Raw genomic sequence first — 16,080 nt, 5'->3', positions numbered from 1 at the left:
GCGTGCGGCTGGTGCGGGACCCCGGGGTGGGGCGCCGCCGGGGGGGGGGGGGGGGGGCGCGCCGGCCGACAGGCGGCGCAACCCCCGTCCGCGACGTCAGGCGTAGCTGTAGAAGCCCTGCCCTGTCGCCACACCGAGCTGGCCCTTGTCGATGTAGTTCTCCTTCAGCCACAACGCCAGCTCCGCGTCGGCGCCCGACCCGTGGGTGAGGATGTTGTACGGAGTGGTGAGCCCGATGATGTCGAGGATCTGCAGCGGACCCAACGGCGCACCGGTGGCGATGCGCCACGTGCGGTCGATGTCGTCCACCTCGGCGTACCCGCCGGCAGCCAGTGCGATCGCAGAGTTCAGCAGGGGCACGAGCAGCGAGTTGAGGACGTACCCGGCCTTCTCCTTGTGCAGCTCGATCGGCACCATGCCGATGTCGGTGGCGAAGCGGACGACCTCGTCGAACACGGCCGGATCCGTCTCGGGAGTGCCCATCACCTCGGCCGTGTTGAACTGCCATACGCGGTTGGCGAAGTGCAGGGCGAGGAAGCGGCCGGGGCGACCGCTCGCATCGCTGATCTGACTCGGCAGCAGCGTCGACGAGTTGGTGGCGAAGATCGTGGATGCCGGCGCCAGGGCGCCGAGCTTCTCGAACGTCGAGCGCTTCAGGTCGAGGACCTCGGGCACGGCCTCGATGACGAGGTCGGCCTGGGCGGCCACCGCAAGATCGGTCGTGAGGTGCAGCCGGGCCTGCGCGGCCTCGATGGTGTCGGGCGTCGCGCCCTCCACCTCCGCGGCGTAGGTGTGGCCGAGGCGGATGAAGCGCTCACGGGCGCCTTCGAGCGCCTCGTCGCTGATGTCGTAGGCGGTCACCGGGAAGCCGCGATAAGCGGTCTGGAAGGCGATCTGCGCCCCCAGTACACCGGTGCCGAGGACGGCGACCGTGGTGATCTTGTTGTCGGTCATGGTTGTGCTTCCTTTCCGTGATCGTCGGGATGCCGGGCCACGCGGTCCGCTCCGGCGATGATCTGGCGCACCTGGGTCGACAGGGTCGCGACGGGATCGGCGATGTGCCAGACGCCGGTGGCGACCTCGATCAGGGCGAGATGAAGGGCTCCGAACACCGAACGGGCGGCCTGGAGGGCGTCGTCGCCGGACGGCTCGGGGCGGGTGATGATCGCGGCGATGCGCGCGACGAGATCGGCTGCGAGCTCCAGGCCCTCGGCCCGGTATCGCTCGTTCGCCGTGCCGAACAGCAGCTCGCGCTGATAGGCCAGCGTGTTCTCGGCGTGCGTGCTCCCCCATTCGAGGAGGGGGGCGAGAAGCGCGGTGACGGCGGCCTCGCGGGCCGCGTGGCGGACGGCCGCGTCCTGCCCGCGCGCGACGGCGCGCTCGAACTCGACGTTGTAGACCATCAGGAGGAGCTCCGCCTTCGACGAGGCGTAGCGGAACACGGTGCCGGCTGCGACGTCGGCGTGTTCGGCGATCTGCTGGGTTGTGACGGCCGCGAATCCGTGAGCCTCGAAGAGCGTCGCGGCGGCGTCGAAGATGGCTGCGCGCTTGGCGTCCTTGTTGCGTTCGCGCCGCCCCGCCGGGTGGGACTCCGCACTGTCCGCGTTCATATAAATGAGTGTACTCAAAAATGAGTACACTTCAAATTTGCGGACTCAGCCCTCCGCCTGGCCGGTGAGGATGTCGATCAGGCGTGCCGTCGCCGTGGCGTACCCGGCGACTCCCTCGCCGACGACGTGTACGACGGCCACGTCCGCGACGTACGAGTGGTGCCGGAACTCCTCGCGCGCGCGGACGTCGGAGATGTGCACCTCGGCCACCGGCAGTCCTACGCCCGACAGCGCGTCGCGCAGCACCACCGACGTGTGGGTGAGGCCGCCGGGGTTGATGACGATGCCGGCGCAGTCCTCGCGGGCGGCGTGGATGGCGTCCAGCAGCACTCCCTCGTGGTTGCTCTGCACGGCCCGGACCTCGAAGCCGCGCCGGGCGGCGGCATCCACTGTCGTCTGCTCCACGTCGGCGAGCGTCTGCGTGCCGTAGATGTCGGGTTCGCGGGTGCCCAGCAGGTTGAGATTGGGTCCGTTGACGAGGAGCAGGCGGCGCGGCGTGGTCACGCGCCCCACCCTACCGCCGCCTCAGGCTGCGTCCGGGGCCTGCGGAGACGGTTCGTCCTCCGCGTGGTACTGCGCCAGCAGCTCGCGCTCCCGCGCCGCGTGGGGGAACTTCCAGGCGACGAGCGCTGCGCCGATGAGCACCGCGATGAGACCGGCCAGGTACGCCCAGTTCTGCCCCTGCTCAAACGACGCGCGCGCGGCCTTGATGATGGCGTCGGAGTACTGCGGGTACTGCTGCGCGATGTTCGCCGCGCTGGAGAACGACTGCGTCAGCTGCGCCTGCACCGACGAGGTGATCTGATCGGCGTTCGGCGCGTCGGCGATCTGCGCTCCGGCCGCCGAGGCGTACCCGGCGGTAAGGAGCGCGCCGAGGATCGACTGCATCACGGCGCCGCCGAGGTCGCGCTGCAGGTCGGCCGTGCCGGACGCCATGCCGGCGCGGCGCACCGGGACCGCACCCGTCAGCGAACGCGACGCGGGGGTACCGGCGAGGCCCACGCCGGCACCGACGAAGGCGTAGCCGAGACCGACCACCCAGTACGGCGCCTCGCCGCGCCAGAGGATCAGCATCGTGAGGAATCCGAGGAGCACGGCCGCGTACCCCACCAGCAGGGTGAACCGTGCGCCGCGAGCCTCGACGAGCTTCGCCGAGCGCGGCGCGAGCAGCACCATGAAGACCGCCGCGGGGAGGATGGCGAACCCGGACTCGATCGTCGAGTAGCCGAGCACGTTCTGCAGGTACTGCTGGCCGATGAACATGGCACCCATGAGCGAGCCGAAGACGATCATCCCGGCGCACGCGGCCACCCAGAAGATCGGGCGTGCCGCGATCGTGAGGTCGTAGAGCGGGTTCTTCGCGCGGCGCTGACGGATGACGAACGCGATGATCGCCGCGATGCCGATGATCGCGAGCCCGAGCACGAGCATCCCCTTGCCGGGGACCGCCGCGAAGTTGATGGCCAGGATCGCGCCGCCGACCAGGATCACCGACAGCACGCCGCCGAGGTGGTCGACCGACTCGGTCGACTCGTTCACATGGCTCGGGACGAGCCGGATGATGAGCGGGACGGCGACCACGATGAGCGGGAGCGTGACGAGGAACACCGATCCCCACGCGAACTTCGCAAGGAGCAGCCCCGCCAGCAGCGGCCCGAGCGCGGAGATCGCCCCGCCGGTCGCGGACCACAGGGCGATCGACCGGGTGCGCGCGGGCCCCGACCACAGCGCGGTGATGAGCGCCAGGGTCGTCGGATACGCCATGCCCGCCGCGACGCCGCCCACGATGCGCGCGAGGATGAGCACCTCGACGGACGGCGCGAAGGCGCAGACGAGGCACGCGGGAAGCGACAGCAGCACGCCGATGAGCAGCATCATCTTGCGGCCGTAGCGGTCGCCCACCGCGCCGAGCCACAGCACGGACGCGGCGAGGCCCAGCGAGTAGCCGACGGCCACGAGGTCGAGTTGCGTCTGCGACGCGTCGAAGGCCCTGCCGATGTCGGGGAGCGCGACATTCGCCACCGCGAGCGGCAGATTGGCCACCGCCGCGACGATGATCAGCGTCGACAGGATCGCACCGGCGCGGGCCGGCGCGGTGGTGGTGGTGGTGCTCATGCCGTCTCCGTCCGACCCGCGGGTGGTGCGCGTCGCCATTGTGGCAGTCGGACCGCCGGCATGCCATCACCGCTCGTGCGGCGACTGCCTCGGCCGGCGGCTCAGAGCGTGCGCGCCATCTCGATCTCGGGCCCGATCGGCCCGGTGAAGGCGACGCCGGTCGGGGTGAACCCGTTCCGGCGGTAGGCGGCCTGGGCGCGGGCGTTGTCGGCGTGCACGTCGAGCGTGAGCCGGGTGAGACCCTGGGATGCGACCCACGCGGCCGCCGCGTCGAACAACGCGTCGACGGTGCCCGTGCCGCGGTATCCAGGGCTGACGTAGACCCCCACCGCGTCGGCCCGGCGATCGTCGACGAACCGCCCCAGGTGGTCGGTCTGCCCGGTGGCGCGGATGAGCACCGACAGGCTTCCGACCCAGGCGCCGTCGGCTTCGGCCACGAACTGCGCGGCGATCTCGCTCTCGGCGGCCCGCAGGGTGCGGTCGCGCCAGAAGTCGTCGGTGCGTGCGGCCACCTGCTCCGGGGTCTCCAGGAACGCGATGGCGGCATCGGGGTCGCTCGTCGACTCCAGGCGCAGCGCGCGCACCGCAGGCCACTCGTCGGCCCGGATGCGGCGCACCGCCGGGATGCTCATCCCGCGACCTCCTGGTACGCCGCGAAGAGCAGCGATTCGTCCGGCGCCTGCAGCACCGTCGGCTTGGCGATGTCGTCCAGCACGATGAAGCGCAGCATGCCGCCGCGGCTCTTCTTGTCGCGCTGCATGGTCGACAGCAGCTGGGGCCAGGCGCCGGGGCGGTAGCTCGTCGGCAGTCCGAGCGACTCGAGGATGTCGCGGTGGCGCTGGGCTGCGGCATCCGGAAGCCGGCCCGCCAGGCGCGACAGTTCTGCGGCGAAGACCATGCCGACCGAGATCGCGGCGCCGTGGCGCCAGCGGTAGCGCTCGGCGTGCTCGATGGCGTGGCCGAGCGTGTGGCCGTAGTTGAGGATCTCGCGCAGCCCTGCTTCGCGCAGGTCCTCGCCGACGACGCGCGCCTTCATGTCGATCGCGAGCTCGATCGTGCGCCGGAACGCCGCGCTCTGCGGATCGACGGCCGTCTCGGGGTCGGCCTCGACGAGATCGAGGATCTCCGGCGCCCAGATGAAGCCCGCCTTCACGACCTCGGCGTAGCCCGCGACGCGCTCGTTCCGCGACAGCGTGTCGAGCAGGTCGAGGTCGCACAGAACGGCGCGCGGTGCCCAGAACGCGCCGACGAGGTTCTTGCCCTCGGCGGTGTTGACCCCCGTCTTGCCGCCCACGGCCGCATCGACCATGCCGAGCACGGTCGTCGGTACCTGCACGACCTCGACCCCGCGCAGCCACGTCGCGGCGACGAATCCCGCGAGGTCGGTCACCGCACCCCCGCCGAAGCCGACGACGGCATCGGTGCGGGTGAAGTCGGCCTTGCCCATGACCTGCCAGCAGAAGGCCGCCACCTCGATGCGCTTTCCCGCCTCGGCGTCCGGGATCTCGGCCAGCAGCACCTCGCGGTCGCTCACCAGCTGAGCGCGCAGACGCTCCGCCTCGGCGGCGAGGGTCGGCGGGTGGATCACGAGCACCTTTCGCGCCGCGGGCGGCAGCGCCTCGCCGAGGGACGAGAGGATGCCGCGGCCCACGGTGATGTCGTAGCTCGCGTCTCCGCGCACGGTGATGGTCGTGGCATCCGTCATGCCGTCTCCTCCGGGTCGTCCTCGCCGCGCACCCACGCGACCAGCGCGTCGACGATGTCTTGGATGGGGCCGCTCGACGTGTCGAATGTCACGTCGGCGAGCTGCTCGTACACGGGGCGGCGCTCTTCGTAGATGGCCGTCCACCGTTCGATCGCGTCATCGCCCTGCAGGAGCGGGCGCTGGGAGTCGCGGACGCGGCCCGCGACCACGCGCGGTGCGACGGTCAGCAGCACGACGCGACGCTGCGCGAGGTCGGCGCGCGTCTCGGGATGCAGCACCGCTCCCCCGCCGAGCGACACGATGCCGCCCGTGGCGAGCCCCTCGGCGACCGCGGCGCGCTCCAGCGCACGGAAGTGCGCCTCGCCGTGCTCGGCGAACAGCCGTTCGATGGGTCCGTGGTCGCGCACCACGGCCGCGTCGGTGTCGAAGAACGGCACACCCAGGGCGCGCGCGGCCTTCTTGCCGATGCTGGTCTTGCCGGCCCCCATCGGGCCGATCAGCACGACCGCGTCAGAGGGCGAGGTCATGGCTGACAGCGACGTCGCCCGTCAGGGCGGTGTCGCTCTCGGCGGCGGTGCGCAGGGCGTCGGGGATCGCCGCGAGGTAGCCCTCGAGGTTGCGGCGGGTCTCGGCGACGCTGTCGCCGCCGAACTTCTCGAGCACGACCTCGGCGAGCACCACGGCGACCATCGCCTCGGCGACGACGCCCGCGGCGGGCACGGCGCACACGTCGGAGCGCTGGTGGTGCGCCTGCGCGGCGTCGCCGGTCGCGACGTCGACGGTGTGGAGCGCCCGCGGGACGGTCGCGATCGGCTTCATGCCCGCGCGGACGCGCAGCACGGTGCCGGTCGACATGCCGCCCTCGGTACCGCCGGCCTTGTCGCTGGAGCGGGTGATGCCGTCCTCGGCCGTGTACAGCTCGTCGTGCGCGGCCGAGCCGCGGCGGCGGGTGGTCTCGAAGCCGTCGCCGACCTCGACGCCCTTGATCGCCTGGATGCTCATGAGGGCCTGCGCGAGTTTCGCGTCGAGGCGGCGGTCCCACTGCACGTGGGAGCCGAGCCCGGGCGGCAGGCCGTAGGCGAGCACCTCGACGATGCCGCCGAGCGTGTCGCCGTCCTTCTTGGCGGCGTCGACCTCTTCGACCATCGCGGCGCTCGTGGCCGGGTCGAAGCAGCGCAGCGGATCGGCGTCGAGCGCGTCGACGTCGTCGGGCGTGGGCAGCGCGGAACCGGCCGGCACCTGCACCGGGCCGATCGACAGTGTGTGGCTGACGAGGCGGATGCCGAGCTCGCCGAGGAATGATCGGGCGAGCGCACCGAGGGCGACCCGGGCCGCGGTCTCGCGTGCGCTGGCGCGCTCGAGGATCGGGCGAGCCTCGTCGAACCCGTACTTCTGCATGCCGACGAGGTCGGCGTGGCCGGGGCGGGGGCGCGTGAGCGCGGCGCCGCGGCCGCGGGACTTGTCGGTGAGCTCGATGGGCTCAGGGCTCATCACCTCGACCCACTTCGGCCACTCGGTGTTGCCGATGCGCAGGGCGATCGGGCTGCCGAGCGTGTAGCCGTGGCGGACGCCCGACGAGATGGTCAGTTCGTCCTCTTCGAACTTCATGCGCGAGCCGCGGCCGTAGCCGAGCTTGCGGCGCCCGAGATCGGCTTGGATCGCGGCGCGCGAGATCGGGACGCCCGCAGGCAGACCCTCCATGACGGCGACGAGTTCGGGGCCGTGCGATTCGCCGGCCGTGAGCACGCGGAGCATTGCTCCAGTCTCCCACGCCCGAGACGGGGGTTACGCCGTCGCGGGTGCTTCCAGCACTCGGCGCATCGCCTGCAGGGCCTCCGGCTCGGCGTCGAGGACCGCGTCCGGGTCGCCGTGGCCGAAGATCCGGATCTGCAGCAGGGCCTGGTGCAGCAGCATCCCGAGCCCTGATCGGGCCGTCCCGCCGGCACGCCCCCACGCCGCGGACAGCGCTGTCGGCCAATGACCGTAGACGACGTCGAGCAGCAGCCCGCCGGTCTGCGCGAGCGCATCGGCGGCGGCATCCCCCACCGGCGCATCGCCGGGGAGCGTCGCGATCGTGAGCGGCACGTCGTGCGAGGGGGATGCGGCGAACGGTGCGGCCGTGACCTCGATGCCGAGGCGTCCGCCGAGCACCGTCAGCGGCTCGACGGCCTCCGGGCGGCGGGCGACGATCTCGACGGTGTCGGCGCCGAGCTCGCCGAGGGCCACGAGGGCGGAGGTCGCCGTCGCTCCCGCGCCGACGATCCGCGCACGGGGCACCGCGGTGACGCCTTCCTCGGCGAGGGCGCGGACGATGCCGCCGACGTCGGTGTTGAAGCCGCGCGGGCCGTCCGTGTCGAGCAGCATCGTGTTGACGGCCCCGGTGAGTTCGGCGCGACGATCGCGGCTCACGGCGGCTGCGTGCGCGACCCCTTTGAGCGGCATGGTGAGCGACAGCCCACGCCAGGACCCGTCGAGTCCGGCCAGCTCCGCACCGAACGACGCCTCGTCCACGCGACGTCGGCCGTAGCTCCAGTCGAGCCCCAGCACGTCGTACGCGGCGGCGTGCAGCTGCGGCGAGCGGCTGTGCGCGATGGGGTCGCCCCACACCTCCAGGCGGGCGGCTGCGGGGTTCAGCACCCCGAGTCCGGGTGCTCGGAGCACCACTGCTGCATCTGCTTCACGTACTTCAGGTGCTCGGTGTACGTCTCGGAGAAGATCGTCTCGCCGGTGTCCATGTTGACCGTCACGAAGTACAGCCACGGGCCGTCGGCAGGGTGCATCGCCGCGTCGATCGCGACGTCGCCGGGATTGGCGATCGGGCCGATCGGCAGCCCGGCGTGCACGTAGGTGTTCCACGGGTTGGGGTCGTTCTGGGCCTCGTCCGACGTGCTCGCGCTGCCGGCGTGCAGTTCGCCGTACCCGTACTGGGCGGTCGAGTCCATCTGCAGCAGGCCGAACGTCTCCTGGTTGTTCGGGTCGAGCCGGTTCAGGATGACGCGCGAGACCTTCTGCATGTCGGCCTCGAACCGTGCCTCGCGCTGGATGATCGAGGCCGTCGTGAGGACCCGCTGACGATCCGCGGCGGGCACGCCGGCGGCATCCAGCGACTCGATCGTGCGGTTCACGAGCGTCTGGATGGCGGTCTGGGCCGTCACGCCCGGGTCGAACGTGTACGTCGCGGGGAACAGCCAGCCTTCGAGGGGCTGTCCGCCCGCGGCGGCGACAGCGGGGTCGACGGGGACGCCGTAGGCCGCCGGGTCCGCGGCGGCCGCCTGCAGGTCGGCGAGCGGGATGCCGGTCCCCTCGGACAGACGCTGCAGCGTGCCGTCGACGGTGTAGCCCTCGGGGATCTGCGCAGTGAACTCCTGCCGGTTGGCGGGGTCCAGGAGGGCCGCGAGGGCCGCCTCGCTCGTCATCTGCTTCTGCAGCTTGTAGACGCCGGGCTGGAAGATGGGGTTCTGGTCGGTCGTGATGAGGTAGTCGTAGAACGCGTCCGCCGTCTTGGTGACGCCGGCTGCGTGGAGCGCCTCCGAGATCGGCTGACCGGTGTCGCCGGACGAGATCGTGACGCTCGTCTCGCCGTTGGCGAGACCCGCCTCGTAGTCCTTGGGCTCTTCCCAGCCCATGACCTCGCGGATCTTGTCCTCGTACGTGTTCCACACGTACAGGCCGCCTGCCGCGATCCCGCCGAGGACCAGCAGCACGACGCCGAGCGCGATCCACCCGCCGATGCGGCGGCGCTTCTTGTTCTTGGGCGGTGGCACGTGTCCGATGTCGTCCGTCGAGGTCGAACCGCTGAACAGATCGTCGAGCGTGCCCGTGGCGGGGCGTTGCGGCGCCTGTGCGGGCGGCTCTTCCGGCAGCGTCGCCGTTCGGGTCGCCGTGGCGGTCACCGTCGCGGTCGCGCCGGTGTTGCCCCGACTGTAGGGCATCGCGGGCGCGGTGTCTCCTGAGAACAGCCACGGATCGTTCTCGGGCGTGGCGTCGGCGTCGGTGCGGGTCGGCCGCGGGGCGCGCAGCGGCACCGGCTGGAAGCCGCTGCCGGACACATCCGCGGGGGCGGCCTCCGCAGCCGGGGCGGCGGGGGCGACGGTGGCGCCCGGGGAGTGCGGGGAGTGCGGGGCGGTGGGACCGCTCCCGACGATGGGCGTCGCACCGGTGATGAGCGACTCCCACGACACCGGAGCGGCTGCGGGAGCCGGTGCGGACGACTGCGCCTGCGCGGGAACAGGCGTGGCCGGGGCGTGCGCCGAGGGAAGGGATGCCGCCGACACCGGCACCGGTGCGGACTCCGCCTGCGGCGTCACCGGCGTCGCTCCGGTCGCCGCCTGCCGAGCGGCGGCCTCACGGGCGGCACGGCGCGACAGCGGTGCTGCGGCGCCGTCGGGCGATGAGTCGGGCATCAGGCGGGCTCCTGGGAGACGGGGGTTCCGGGCGGCCGGCCGGTGCTCTTCTCGACGTCGAGCGCCTGCTGAAGCAGCACGACAGCGGCGACCTGGTCAACGATGCTACGCGACGATCGCTGGGATCTGCCCGAACTGCGCAGCGCCGCGTGTGCCGAGACGGTCGAGAGCCGCTCGTCGACGAGGCGCACGGTGAGCCCGGATGCCGCGGCCAGCGCCGCGGCGAAATCGCGCGCGTCCTGCGTCGACGGCGTGTCCTCGCCGCGCAGGTTGAGGGGCAGCCCGACGTACAGCTCGAACGTCGAGTACTCCTCCGCCAGCGCCACGATCCGCGCCACCGACGCGTCGTCGCGGGGCACCGTCTCGACGGGGGTTGCGAGCAGGCCGTCGGGGTCGCACTTGGCCACCCCGACGCGGGCCTTGCCCACGTCGATGCCGAGCCGGGTGCCCCGTCTGAAGTCAGTCACGCGCCGAGGGCGTCCTTCACCGAGGTCAGCGCGGCCGGCAGGGCCGCGGCATCCGTTCCGCCGCCCTGGGCGACGTCGTCGCGTCCGCCGCCACCGCCGCCGAGCACACCGGCTGCGGTCTTGGCGAGCACACCCGCCTTGGCTCCTCCGGCGCGGGCCGCGTCGTTGGTCGCCACGATCACGACGGGCCGGTCGTTGACCACCGCGCCGAGCGCGATCACGGCCGCGTCGGAGCCGAGGCGGTCGCGCACCTGAAGCGCGAGCGAACGCACGTCGTCCGCCGACGCCGCCGAGCCGAGCGATTCGGCGACGACGAGCGTGGAGCCGATCCGGGTGGCTGCCGCGGCGAGGGCGGGGAGCCGGTCGCCGAGCGCCTTCGCCTCGAACGCGGCGATCTTCTTCTCGGCGGCCTTGAGGTTCGCCTGGAGCTCGGCGATGCGCGCGGGCAGCTGCTCGCGCGGCGCCTTGAGCGACGACGTCAGCTGCGACACGAGCGCGCGCTCGGCCGCCAGCGACCGGAACGCGTCGAGGCCGACGAGGGCTTCGACACGGCGGTTGGAGGCGCCGACCGACGACTCGCCCACCAGGTTGATGAGGCCGATCTCGGCGCTCGTCGACACGTGGGTGCCGGCGCACAGCTCGCGCGACCACGGACCGCCGATGTCGACCATGCGCACGGTGTCGCCGTACTTCTCGCCGAACAGCGCCATCGCGCCGAGGGACTTGGCCTCGTCGAGCGGCAGCACCCGCGTGGTCACCTCGAGGTTGTCGCGGACCGCGTTGTTGGCGATCTCCTCGATCTCGCTCTTGGTGTCGTCCGACAGCGCCTGGCCCCACGAGAAGTCGAAGCGCATGTAGCCGGCGCGGTTGAGCGATCCCGCCTGCGTCGCGGTCTTGCCGAGCGTGTCGCGCAGCGCTGCGTGCACGAGGTGGGTGGCCGAGTGCGCCTGGCGGGCGGCACGACGGTTGGCGGCATCCACCACCGACGTCGCCGGCTGGCCGACGCCGACCTCGCCGGAGGACACCTCGACGGTGTGGCTGATGAGGCCGGGCACGGGCTTCTGCACGTCGAGCACCTCGAGCTCGTAGCCCGGGCCGACGATGACGCCCTTGTCGGCGACCTGGCCGCCCGACTCCGCGTACAGCGCGGTCTCGGCGAGGATCACCTCGGCGATCTGGCCGGTCGTGGCGCGGTCGACCGACACGCCGTCGACGAGGATGCCGAGCACGCGTGACTCGGTCTCGAGGTCGGAGTATCCGGTGAACCCGGTCTCGCCGAGCGCGCGCAGGTCGCGGTAGACGCTCGTGTCGGCGAGCTGGCGCTTGCGGGCGCGGGCATCGGCCTTCGCGCGGGCGCGCTGCTCCTGCATGAGGCTGTCGAACGCGGCGCGGTCGACCGACAGGCCCGCCTCCTCGGCGATCTCCAGCGTCAGGTCGATCGGGAACCCGTAGGTGTCGTGCAGCAGGAACGCCTCGGAGCCGGCGATCGTGGTGCCGCCTGAGGACTTGGTCTCGACGAGCGACTCCTCGAGGATCGACTCCCCCGCCGCCAACGTGCGCAGGAACGTGGCCTCTTCGGCAAGTGCGTACTGCGAGATTCGGGCCCAGTCGGCCTCGACGACGGGATAGGCGCTCTTCATGGCGTCGCGGGATGCCGTGAACAGCACGTCGAACGTCGGCCCGTCGACTCCCAGCAGGCGCATCGAACGGATCGCGCGGCGCATGAGGCGGCGCAGGATGTAGCCACGGCCGTCGTTGGAGGGCGTCACGCCGTCCGACATCAGCATGAGCGACGAGCGGATGTGGTCGGCCACGACGCGGAAGCGCACGTCGTCCTCGTGGTTCGCGCCGTACGTGCGGCCCGAGAGCGCGACAGCCTTGTCGAGCACGGGACGCACCTGGTCGGTCTCGTACATGTTGTCGACGCCCTGCTTGATGAACGCGATGCGCTCCAGGCCCATGCCGGTGTCGATGTTCTTGTTCGGCAGCTCGCCGACGATGTCGAAGTCGTACTTCGAGCGCACGTTCGTGATCTCGTACTGCATGAACACGAGGTTCCAGATCTCGACGTAGCGGTCGTCGTCGGTCGCAGGGCCCCCGTCGACGCCGTACGCAGGACCGCGGTCGAAGAAGATCTCGGAGCACGGACCGGCAGGGCCCGGGAGCCCGGTGCTCCAGTAGTTCGTGTCCTTGCCGAGACGCTGGATCCGCTCGGCGGGCAGGTCGGTCAGCTGCAGCCAGAGCTCGCGGGCCTCGTCGTCCTCCTCGTAGACGGTGACCCACAGGTCCTTCGGGTCGAACCCGAGCCCGCCGTCGGCCTCGGAGCTGGTCAGCAGCTCCCACGCGTAGCGGATCGCGCCCTCTTTGAAGTAGTCGCCGAACGACCAGTTGCCGAGCATCTGGAAGAAGGTGCCGTGACGCGGCGTCTTGCCGACCTCTTCGATGTCGTTGGTGCGGATGCACTTCTGGTTGTCGGCCGCGCGCGCGTAGGGGGCGGGCACGTCGCCCGACAGGTACGGGATGAACGGCACCATGCCGGCCACCGTGAACAGCAGCGCCGGGTCGTCGGTCACGAGCGACGCCGAGGGGACGATGGTGTGGCTGTTCTTCTCGAAGTAATCGAGGTAGCGCTGCGCGATCTCGGCGGTCTTCATGCGGGTCCTTCTGTGCGTGCGGATGCGTATCGGGCGGCACGCCGACTCTCCGGCTCTGCCGGTGAGCGGATGTGCGGCGGGTCAGTCGGTGAGCTTGTCGGCCGCGCTCTTCGCGGCGTCGACGACCGCGTCCGCGGCGGTGGATGCCGCGTCCTTGGCGGTGCCGGCGGCTTCGGCCGCGGCATCCCGCACGTCGTCGACGATGCCGGCGAACCGGGCCTCCTGCTCGCGGTAGGCGTCGCCGATGCGATCGGTGAACTCGGTGATGCGCGCGTCGACGTCGGCGAGGATCTCGTGTCCGCGCGGGTCTTTGTTCATGAAGTGCGCCACGACGAATCCTCCGGCGATGCCGAGCAGGAACCACACCAGGTTCTTCATGTCACCACTTCCTCGCGGGCCGCCGGGGCGCGGCATCCCTCCATCGTAAGGGGAAACGACGAAGGGCGTCGGGTGACCCCGACGCCCTTCGCGTGTTCGCAGATTTATCGAGCTGCGTAGTACTCGACGACGAGCTGGACGTCGCAGACCACGGGGACCTCGGCGCGCTTGGGGCGACGCACGAGACGGGCCTGCAGCTTGTCGAGCTCGACCTCGAGGTAGCCCGGAACCGGGGGCAGGACCTCGGCGTGACCGCCGAGAGCTGCGACCTGGAAGGGCTCGATGCCCTCGCTCTTGGCCTTGACGTGGATGAGCTGACCCGGCTTCACGCGGAACGACGGGCGGTCGACGAGCTGGCCGTCCACGAGGATGTGGCGGTGCACGACCATCTGGCGCGCCTGCGCGGTGGTGCGGGCGAAGCCGGCGCGCAGGACGAGGGCGTCCAGACGCATCTCGAGCTGCTCGACGAGGTTCTCACCCGTCAGGCCCTGGGTGCGGCGGGCCTCGTTGAACTGGATGCGCAGCTGCTTCTCGCGGATGCCGTACTGCTCGCGCAGACGCTGCTTCTCGCGGAGGCGGACGGCGTAGTCGCTGTCCTGCTTGCGCTTCGTGCGGCCGTGCTCACCCGGAGCGTAGGGGCGCTTCTCGAGGTACTTGGCGGCCTTCGGGGTGAGGGCCACGCCGAGAGCGCGGGACAGACGGACCTTGCGGCGGTCCTGGGACTTCGTTGCCACGAAGTGTTCCTTTCGATGACGCGGCCGTGTCTTTCACGGCCCGCGGACGTATCGCCCTGTCTTCGCCCTGTCCGGACTGCACGCCGGGGCATGCCGGAAGGTAGGTCAAGAAGAGAGGGGATGCCCGAAAACGTCGTTTCGAGCCGCTCAAGCCTACCAGACGTGGGCTTTCGCCCCGGTCAGCCGACGTTCAGGACCTCAGGCGCCGCTGAGGATGCGACGGATCTTCTCCAGCCGTGCCTGCACGTCGCGCTCGGCGCCGAGCGCCTTCGGCTCGTAGTACCGGCGGCCGCGCAGCTCGTCCGGCAGGTACTGCTGCGCTGCGATGCCGATCTCGGAGTCGTGCGGATACACGTACCCCTTGCCGTGGCCGAGCCGCTTGGCGCCCGGGTAGTGCGCGTCGCGCAGATGCATCGGCACACGGCCGAAGCCGCCCGAGCGCACGTCCGCGATCGCCGCGTCGATGGCCAGGTAGGCGGCATTCGACTTCGCCGTCGTCGCGAGGTACGCGGTCGCCTCGGCGAGCGGGATGCGCCCCTCGGGCATCCCGATGAACTGCACGGCGTCCGCTGCGGCGACGGCGATCGGCAGCGCCTGCGGGTCGGCCAGGCCGATGTCTTCGGCGGCCGAGATGATCAGGCGACGGGCGATGAAGCGTGGGTCCTCCCCCGCCTCGATCATGCGCGCGAGGTAGTGCATGGCCGCATCGACGTCCGAGCCGCGGATCGACTTGATGAACGCGCTGATGACGTCGTAGTGCTCGTCGCCCTGCCGGTCGTAGCGCAGGAGCGCCCGGTCGACCGCCTGTGCGACCTGGTCGGCCGTGATCTCGGGGATGGCGGCGTCGGCATCCGCGTCCGCGTCGTCCTCCTCGTCCGGCTCCTCGGGGGTCGCGAGGGATGCCGCAGCCTCGAGCGCCGTGAGGGCCCGGCGCGCATCGCCCGACGCGAGCCGCACCAGTGCATCGCGCGCATCGTCTCCGAGCCGCACGGCGCCGGCGAGGCCCCGTGCGTCGGTCACCGCGCGGTCGAGCAGCATGGCGAGGTCGGCATCGGTGAGCGGCTTCAGGGTGAGCAGCAGGGAGCGCGACAGCAGGGGCGAGATGACGGAGAACGAGGGATTCTCGGTGGTCGCAGCGATAAGCACGACCCAGCCGTTCTCGACACCGGGGAGCAGCGCGTCCTGCTGCGCCTTGGTGAAGCGGTGGATCTCGTCGAGGAACAGGATCGTGGACTGGCCGTACAGGTCGCGCTGGGTGAGCGCCTCCTGCATGACCTCGCGCACGTCGCGGACTCCGGCCGTCACCGCCGACAGCTCGACGAAGCGGCGGCCCGACGAGCGCGCGATCGCCTGTGCGAGCGTCGTCTTGCCGGTGCCCGGAGGACCCCAGAGGATCACCGACGTCGCGGCTCGGGCCGCGGCATCCGGGTTCGCCAGCGTCACCAGCGGCGACCCGGCCCGCAGCAGATGGGACTGGCCCGCGACCTCGTCGAGCGACGAGGGACGCATCCGCACGGCCAACGGCGTCAGGCCTTGGAACAGTGCGGTCGGCGAAGTCACCGTCCCAGGCTATCCCGGGGGCACGACAGCGGATCCGTCCGGTTTGGCCGCCGTGGCGCCGGGCCGTAGGATCAACCCGCCCCGGGCCTGTGACCGGTGAGCGCCTGGGACGACGACAAGAGGAGGCCCCGTGGCCGGCGGTGGCAAGGATCGAGACGCACGTGCCGCACGTGACCGGACGCGGACCTATCAGGCCCGTCGTCAGTTCCACGACGATCAGGCCCGTCGCCGCACCCGCGACAACCTGATCGCCGGCATCGTCGGCGGCATCCTCGTGCTCGGCATCGTGGGCATCCAGACGGCCTACTTCGTGGCCGGACCCGGTGCGCCGGCGCCGTCGCCGACCTCGACGTCCACCCCGTCGCCGACGCCCGTGGCCACCGAAGAGCCGACCCCGAGCGCCACGCCGACACCCACGCCCTGACGGCGACGGTCGGCCGTGGATGCCGACGCC

General features: G+C 71.5%; 16 protein-coding genes. 1 reads left to right on the top strand and 15 read right to left on the bottom strand.

What is annotated here, in order from left to right; translation table 11 throughout:
* Nucleotides 1-96: 96 nt before the first annotated feature.
* From ACFWJ8_RS02810 to ACFWJ8_RS02740, 15 genes are all read right to left on the bottom strand, one after another.
* The gene (locus ACFWJ8_RS02810) at nt 97-954 is read right to left on the bottom strand and encodes a 3-hydroxyacyl-CoA dehydrogenase (RefSeq protein ID WP_378808631.1); all 858 of its coding nucleotides are present in this window, start codon (nt 952-954) and stop codon (nt 97-99) included.
* Complete coding sequence (locus ACFWJ8_RS02805) at nt 951-1,610, bottom strand: TetR/AcrR family transcriptional regulator (RefSeq protein ID WP_378808628.1); 660 nt, start codon at nt 1,608-1,610, stop codon at nt 951-953. Before ACFWJ8_RS02805 ends, ACFWJ8_RS02810 begins: the two co-directional genes overlap by 4 nt.
* 45 nt (nt 1,611-1,655) lie before the next feature.
* Entirely contained in the window at nt 1,656-2,114 is a 459-nt protein-coding gene (gene aroQ / locus ACFWJ8_RS02800) for a type II 3-dehydroquinate dehydratase (RefSeq protein ID WP_018170792.1), read from the bottom strand.
* Between the two features lie 21 nt (nt 2,115-2,135).
* Nucleotides 2,136-3,725, bottom strand: a complete 1,590-nt coding sequence (locus ACFWJ8_RS02795; RefSeq protein ID WP_378808625.1) for an MFS transporter — start codon at nt 3,723-3,725, stop codon at nt 2,136-2,138.
* 101 nt (nt 3,726-3,826) lie between these two features.
* A complete protein-coding gene (locus ACFWJ8_RS02790; protein WP_378808623.1) occupies nt 3,827-4,357 on the bottom strand; it encodes a GNAT family N-acetyltransferase in 531 nt (176 codons plus the stop codon).
* On the bottom strand, nt 4,354-5,430 hold the full coding sequence (gene aroB, locus ACFWJ8_RS02785; protein WP_378808620.1) for a 3-dehydroquinate synthase: 1,077 nt from the start codon (nt 5,428-5,430) through the stop codon (nt 4,354-4,356). The genes ACFWJ8_RS02790 and aroB overlap by 4 nt, the downstream gene beginning before the upstream one ends.
* A complete protein-coding gene (locus ACFWJ8_RS02780; protein WP_378808617.1) occupies nt 5,427-5,957 on the bottom strand; it encodes a shikimate kinase in 531 nt (176 codons plus the stop codon). The genes aroB and ACFWJ8_RS02780 overlap by 4 nt, the downstream gene beginning before the upstream one ends.
* On the bottom strand, nt 5,941-7,185 hold the full coding sequence (gene aroC, locus ACFWJ8_RS02775) for a chorismate synthase (protein WP_378808614.1): 1,245 nt from the start codon (nt 7,183-7,185) through the stop codon (nt 5,941-5,943). Before aroC ends, ACFWJ8_RS02780 begins: the two co-directional genes overlap by 17 nt.
* A gap of 30 nt (nt 7,186-7,215) precedes the next feature.
* The gene (locus tag ACFWJ8_RS02770) at nt 7,216-8,094 is read right to left on the bottom strand and encodes a shikimate dehydrogenase family protein (RefSeq protein ID WP_378808611.1); all 879 of its coding nucleotides are present in this window, start codon (nt 8,092-8,094) and stop codon (nt 7,216-7,218) included.
* Nucleotides 8,061-9,833 carry an endolytic transglycosylase MltG gene (gene mltG, locus ACFWJ8_RS02765; RefSeq protein WP_378808609.1) on the bottom strand — a complete coding sequence of 591 codons (1,773 nt, stop codon included), beginning with the start codon at nt 9,831-9,833 and terminating at the stop codon, nt 8,061-8,063. The genes ACFWJ8_RS02770 and mltG overlap by 34 nt, the downstream gene beginning before the upstream one ends.
* Nucleotides 9,833-10,300, bottom strand: a complete 468-nt coding sequence (ruvX, locus tag ACFWJ8_RS02760; protein ID WP_378808606.1) for a Holliday junction resolvase RuvX — start codon at nt 10,298-10,300, stop codon at nt 9,833-9,835. Before ruvX ends, mltG begins: the two co-directional genes overlap by 1 nt.
* A complete protein-coding gene (gene alaS / locus ACFWJ8_RS02755) occupies nt 10,297-12,954 on the bottom strand; it encodes an alanine--tRNA ligase (RefSeq protein ID WP_378808603.1) in 2,658 nt (885 codons plus the stop codon). The genes ruvX and alaS overlap by 4 nt, the downstream gene beginning before the upstream one ends.
* Before the next feature lie 81 nt (nt 12,955-13,035).
* Nucleotides 13,036-13,332, bottom strand: coding sequence for an ATPase (locus ACFWJ8_RS02750; protein WP_345543230.1), 297 nt, complete (start codon nt 13,330-13,332; stop codon nt 13,036-13,038).
* 104 nt (nt 13,333-13,436) lie between these two features.
* On the bottom strand, nt 13,437-14,066 hold the full coding sequence (rpsD, locus tag ACFWJ8_RS02745; RefSeq protein ID WP_141894533.1) for a 30S ribosomal protein S4: 630 nt from the start codon (nt 14,064-14,066) through the stop codon (nt 13,437-13,439).
* 198 nt (nt 14,067-14,264) lie between these two features.
* Complete coding sequence (locus tag ACFWJ8_RS02740; protein ID WP_378808598.1) at nt 14,265-15,626, bottom strand: replication-associated recombination protein A; 1,362 nt, start codon at nt 15,624-15,626, stop codon at nt 14,265-14,267.
* Nucleotides 15,627-15,756: 130 nt separating this feature from the next.
* Between ACFWJ8_RS02740 and ACFWJ8_RS02735 the strand changes: the two genes are divergently transcribed.
* Nucleotides 15,757-16,050: a dioxygenase gene (locus ACFWJ8_RS02735; protein ID WP_378808596.1), complete on the top strand. Its 294-nt coding sequence runs from the start codon at nt 15,757-15,759 to the stop codon at nt 16,048-16,050.
* Nucleotides 16,051-16,080: the final 30 nt, after the last annotated feature.

The sequence above is a fragment of the Microbacterium sp. NPDC058389 genome (assembly GCF_042722305.1).
Taxonomy (GTDB): Bacteria; Actinomycetota; Actinomycetes; order Actinomycetales; family Microbacteriaceae; genus Microbacterium.
Note: the sequence above shows the minus strand (reverse complement) of the source record. Positions and strands in the feature narration are given on the sequence as shown.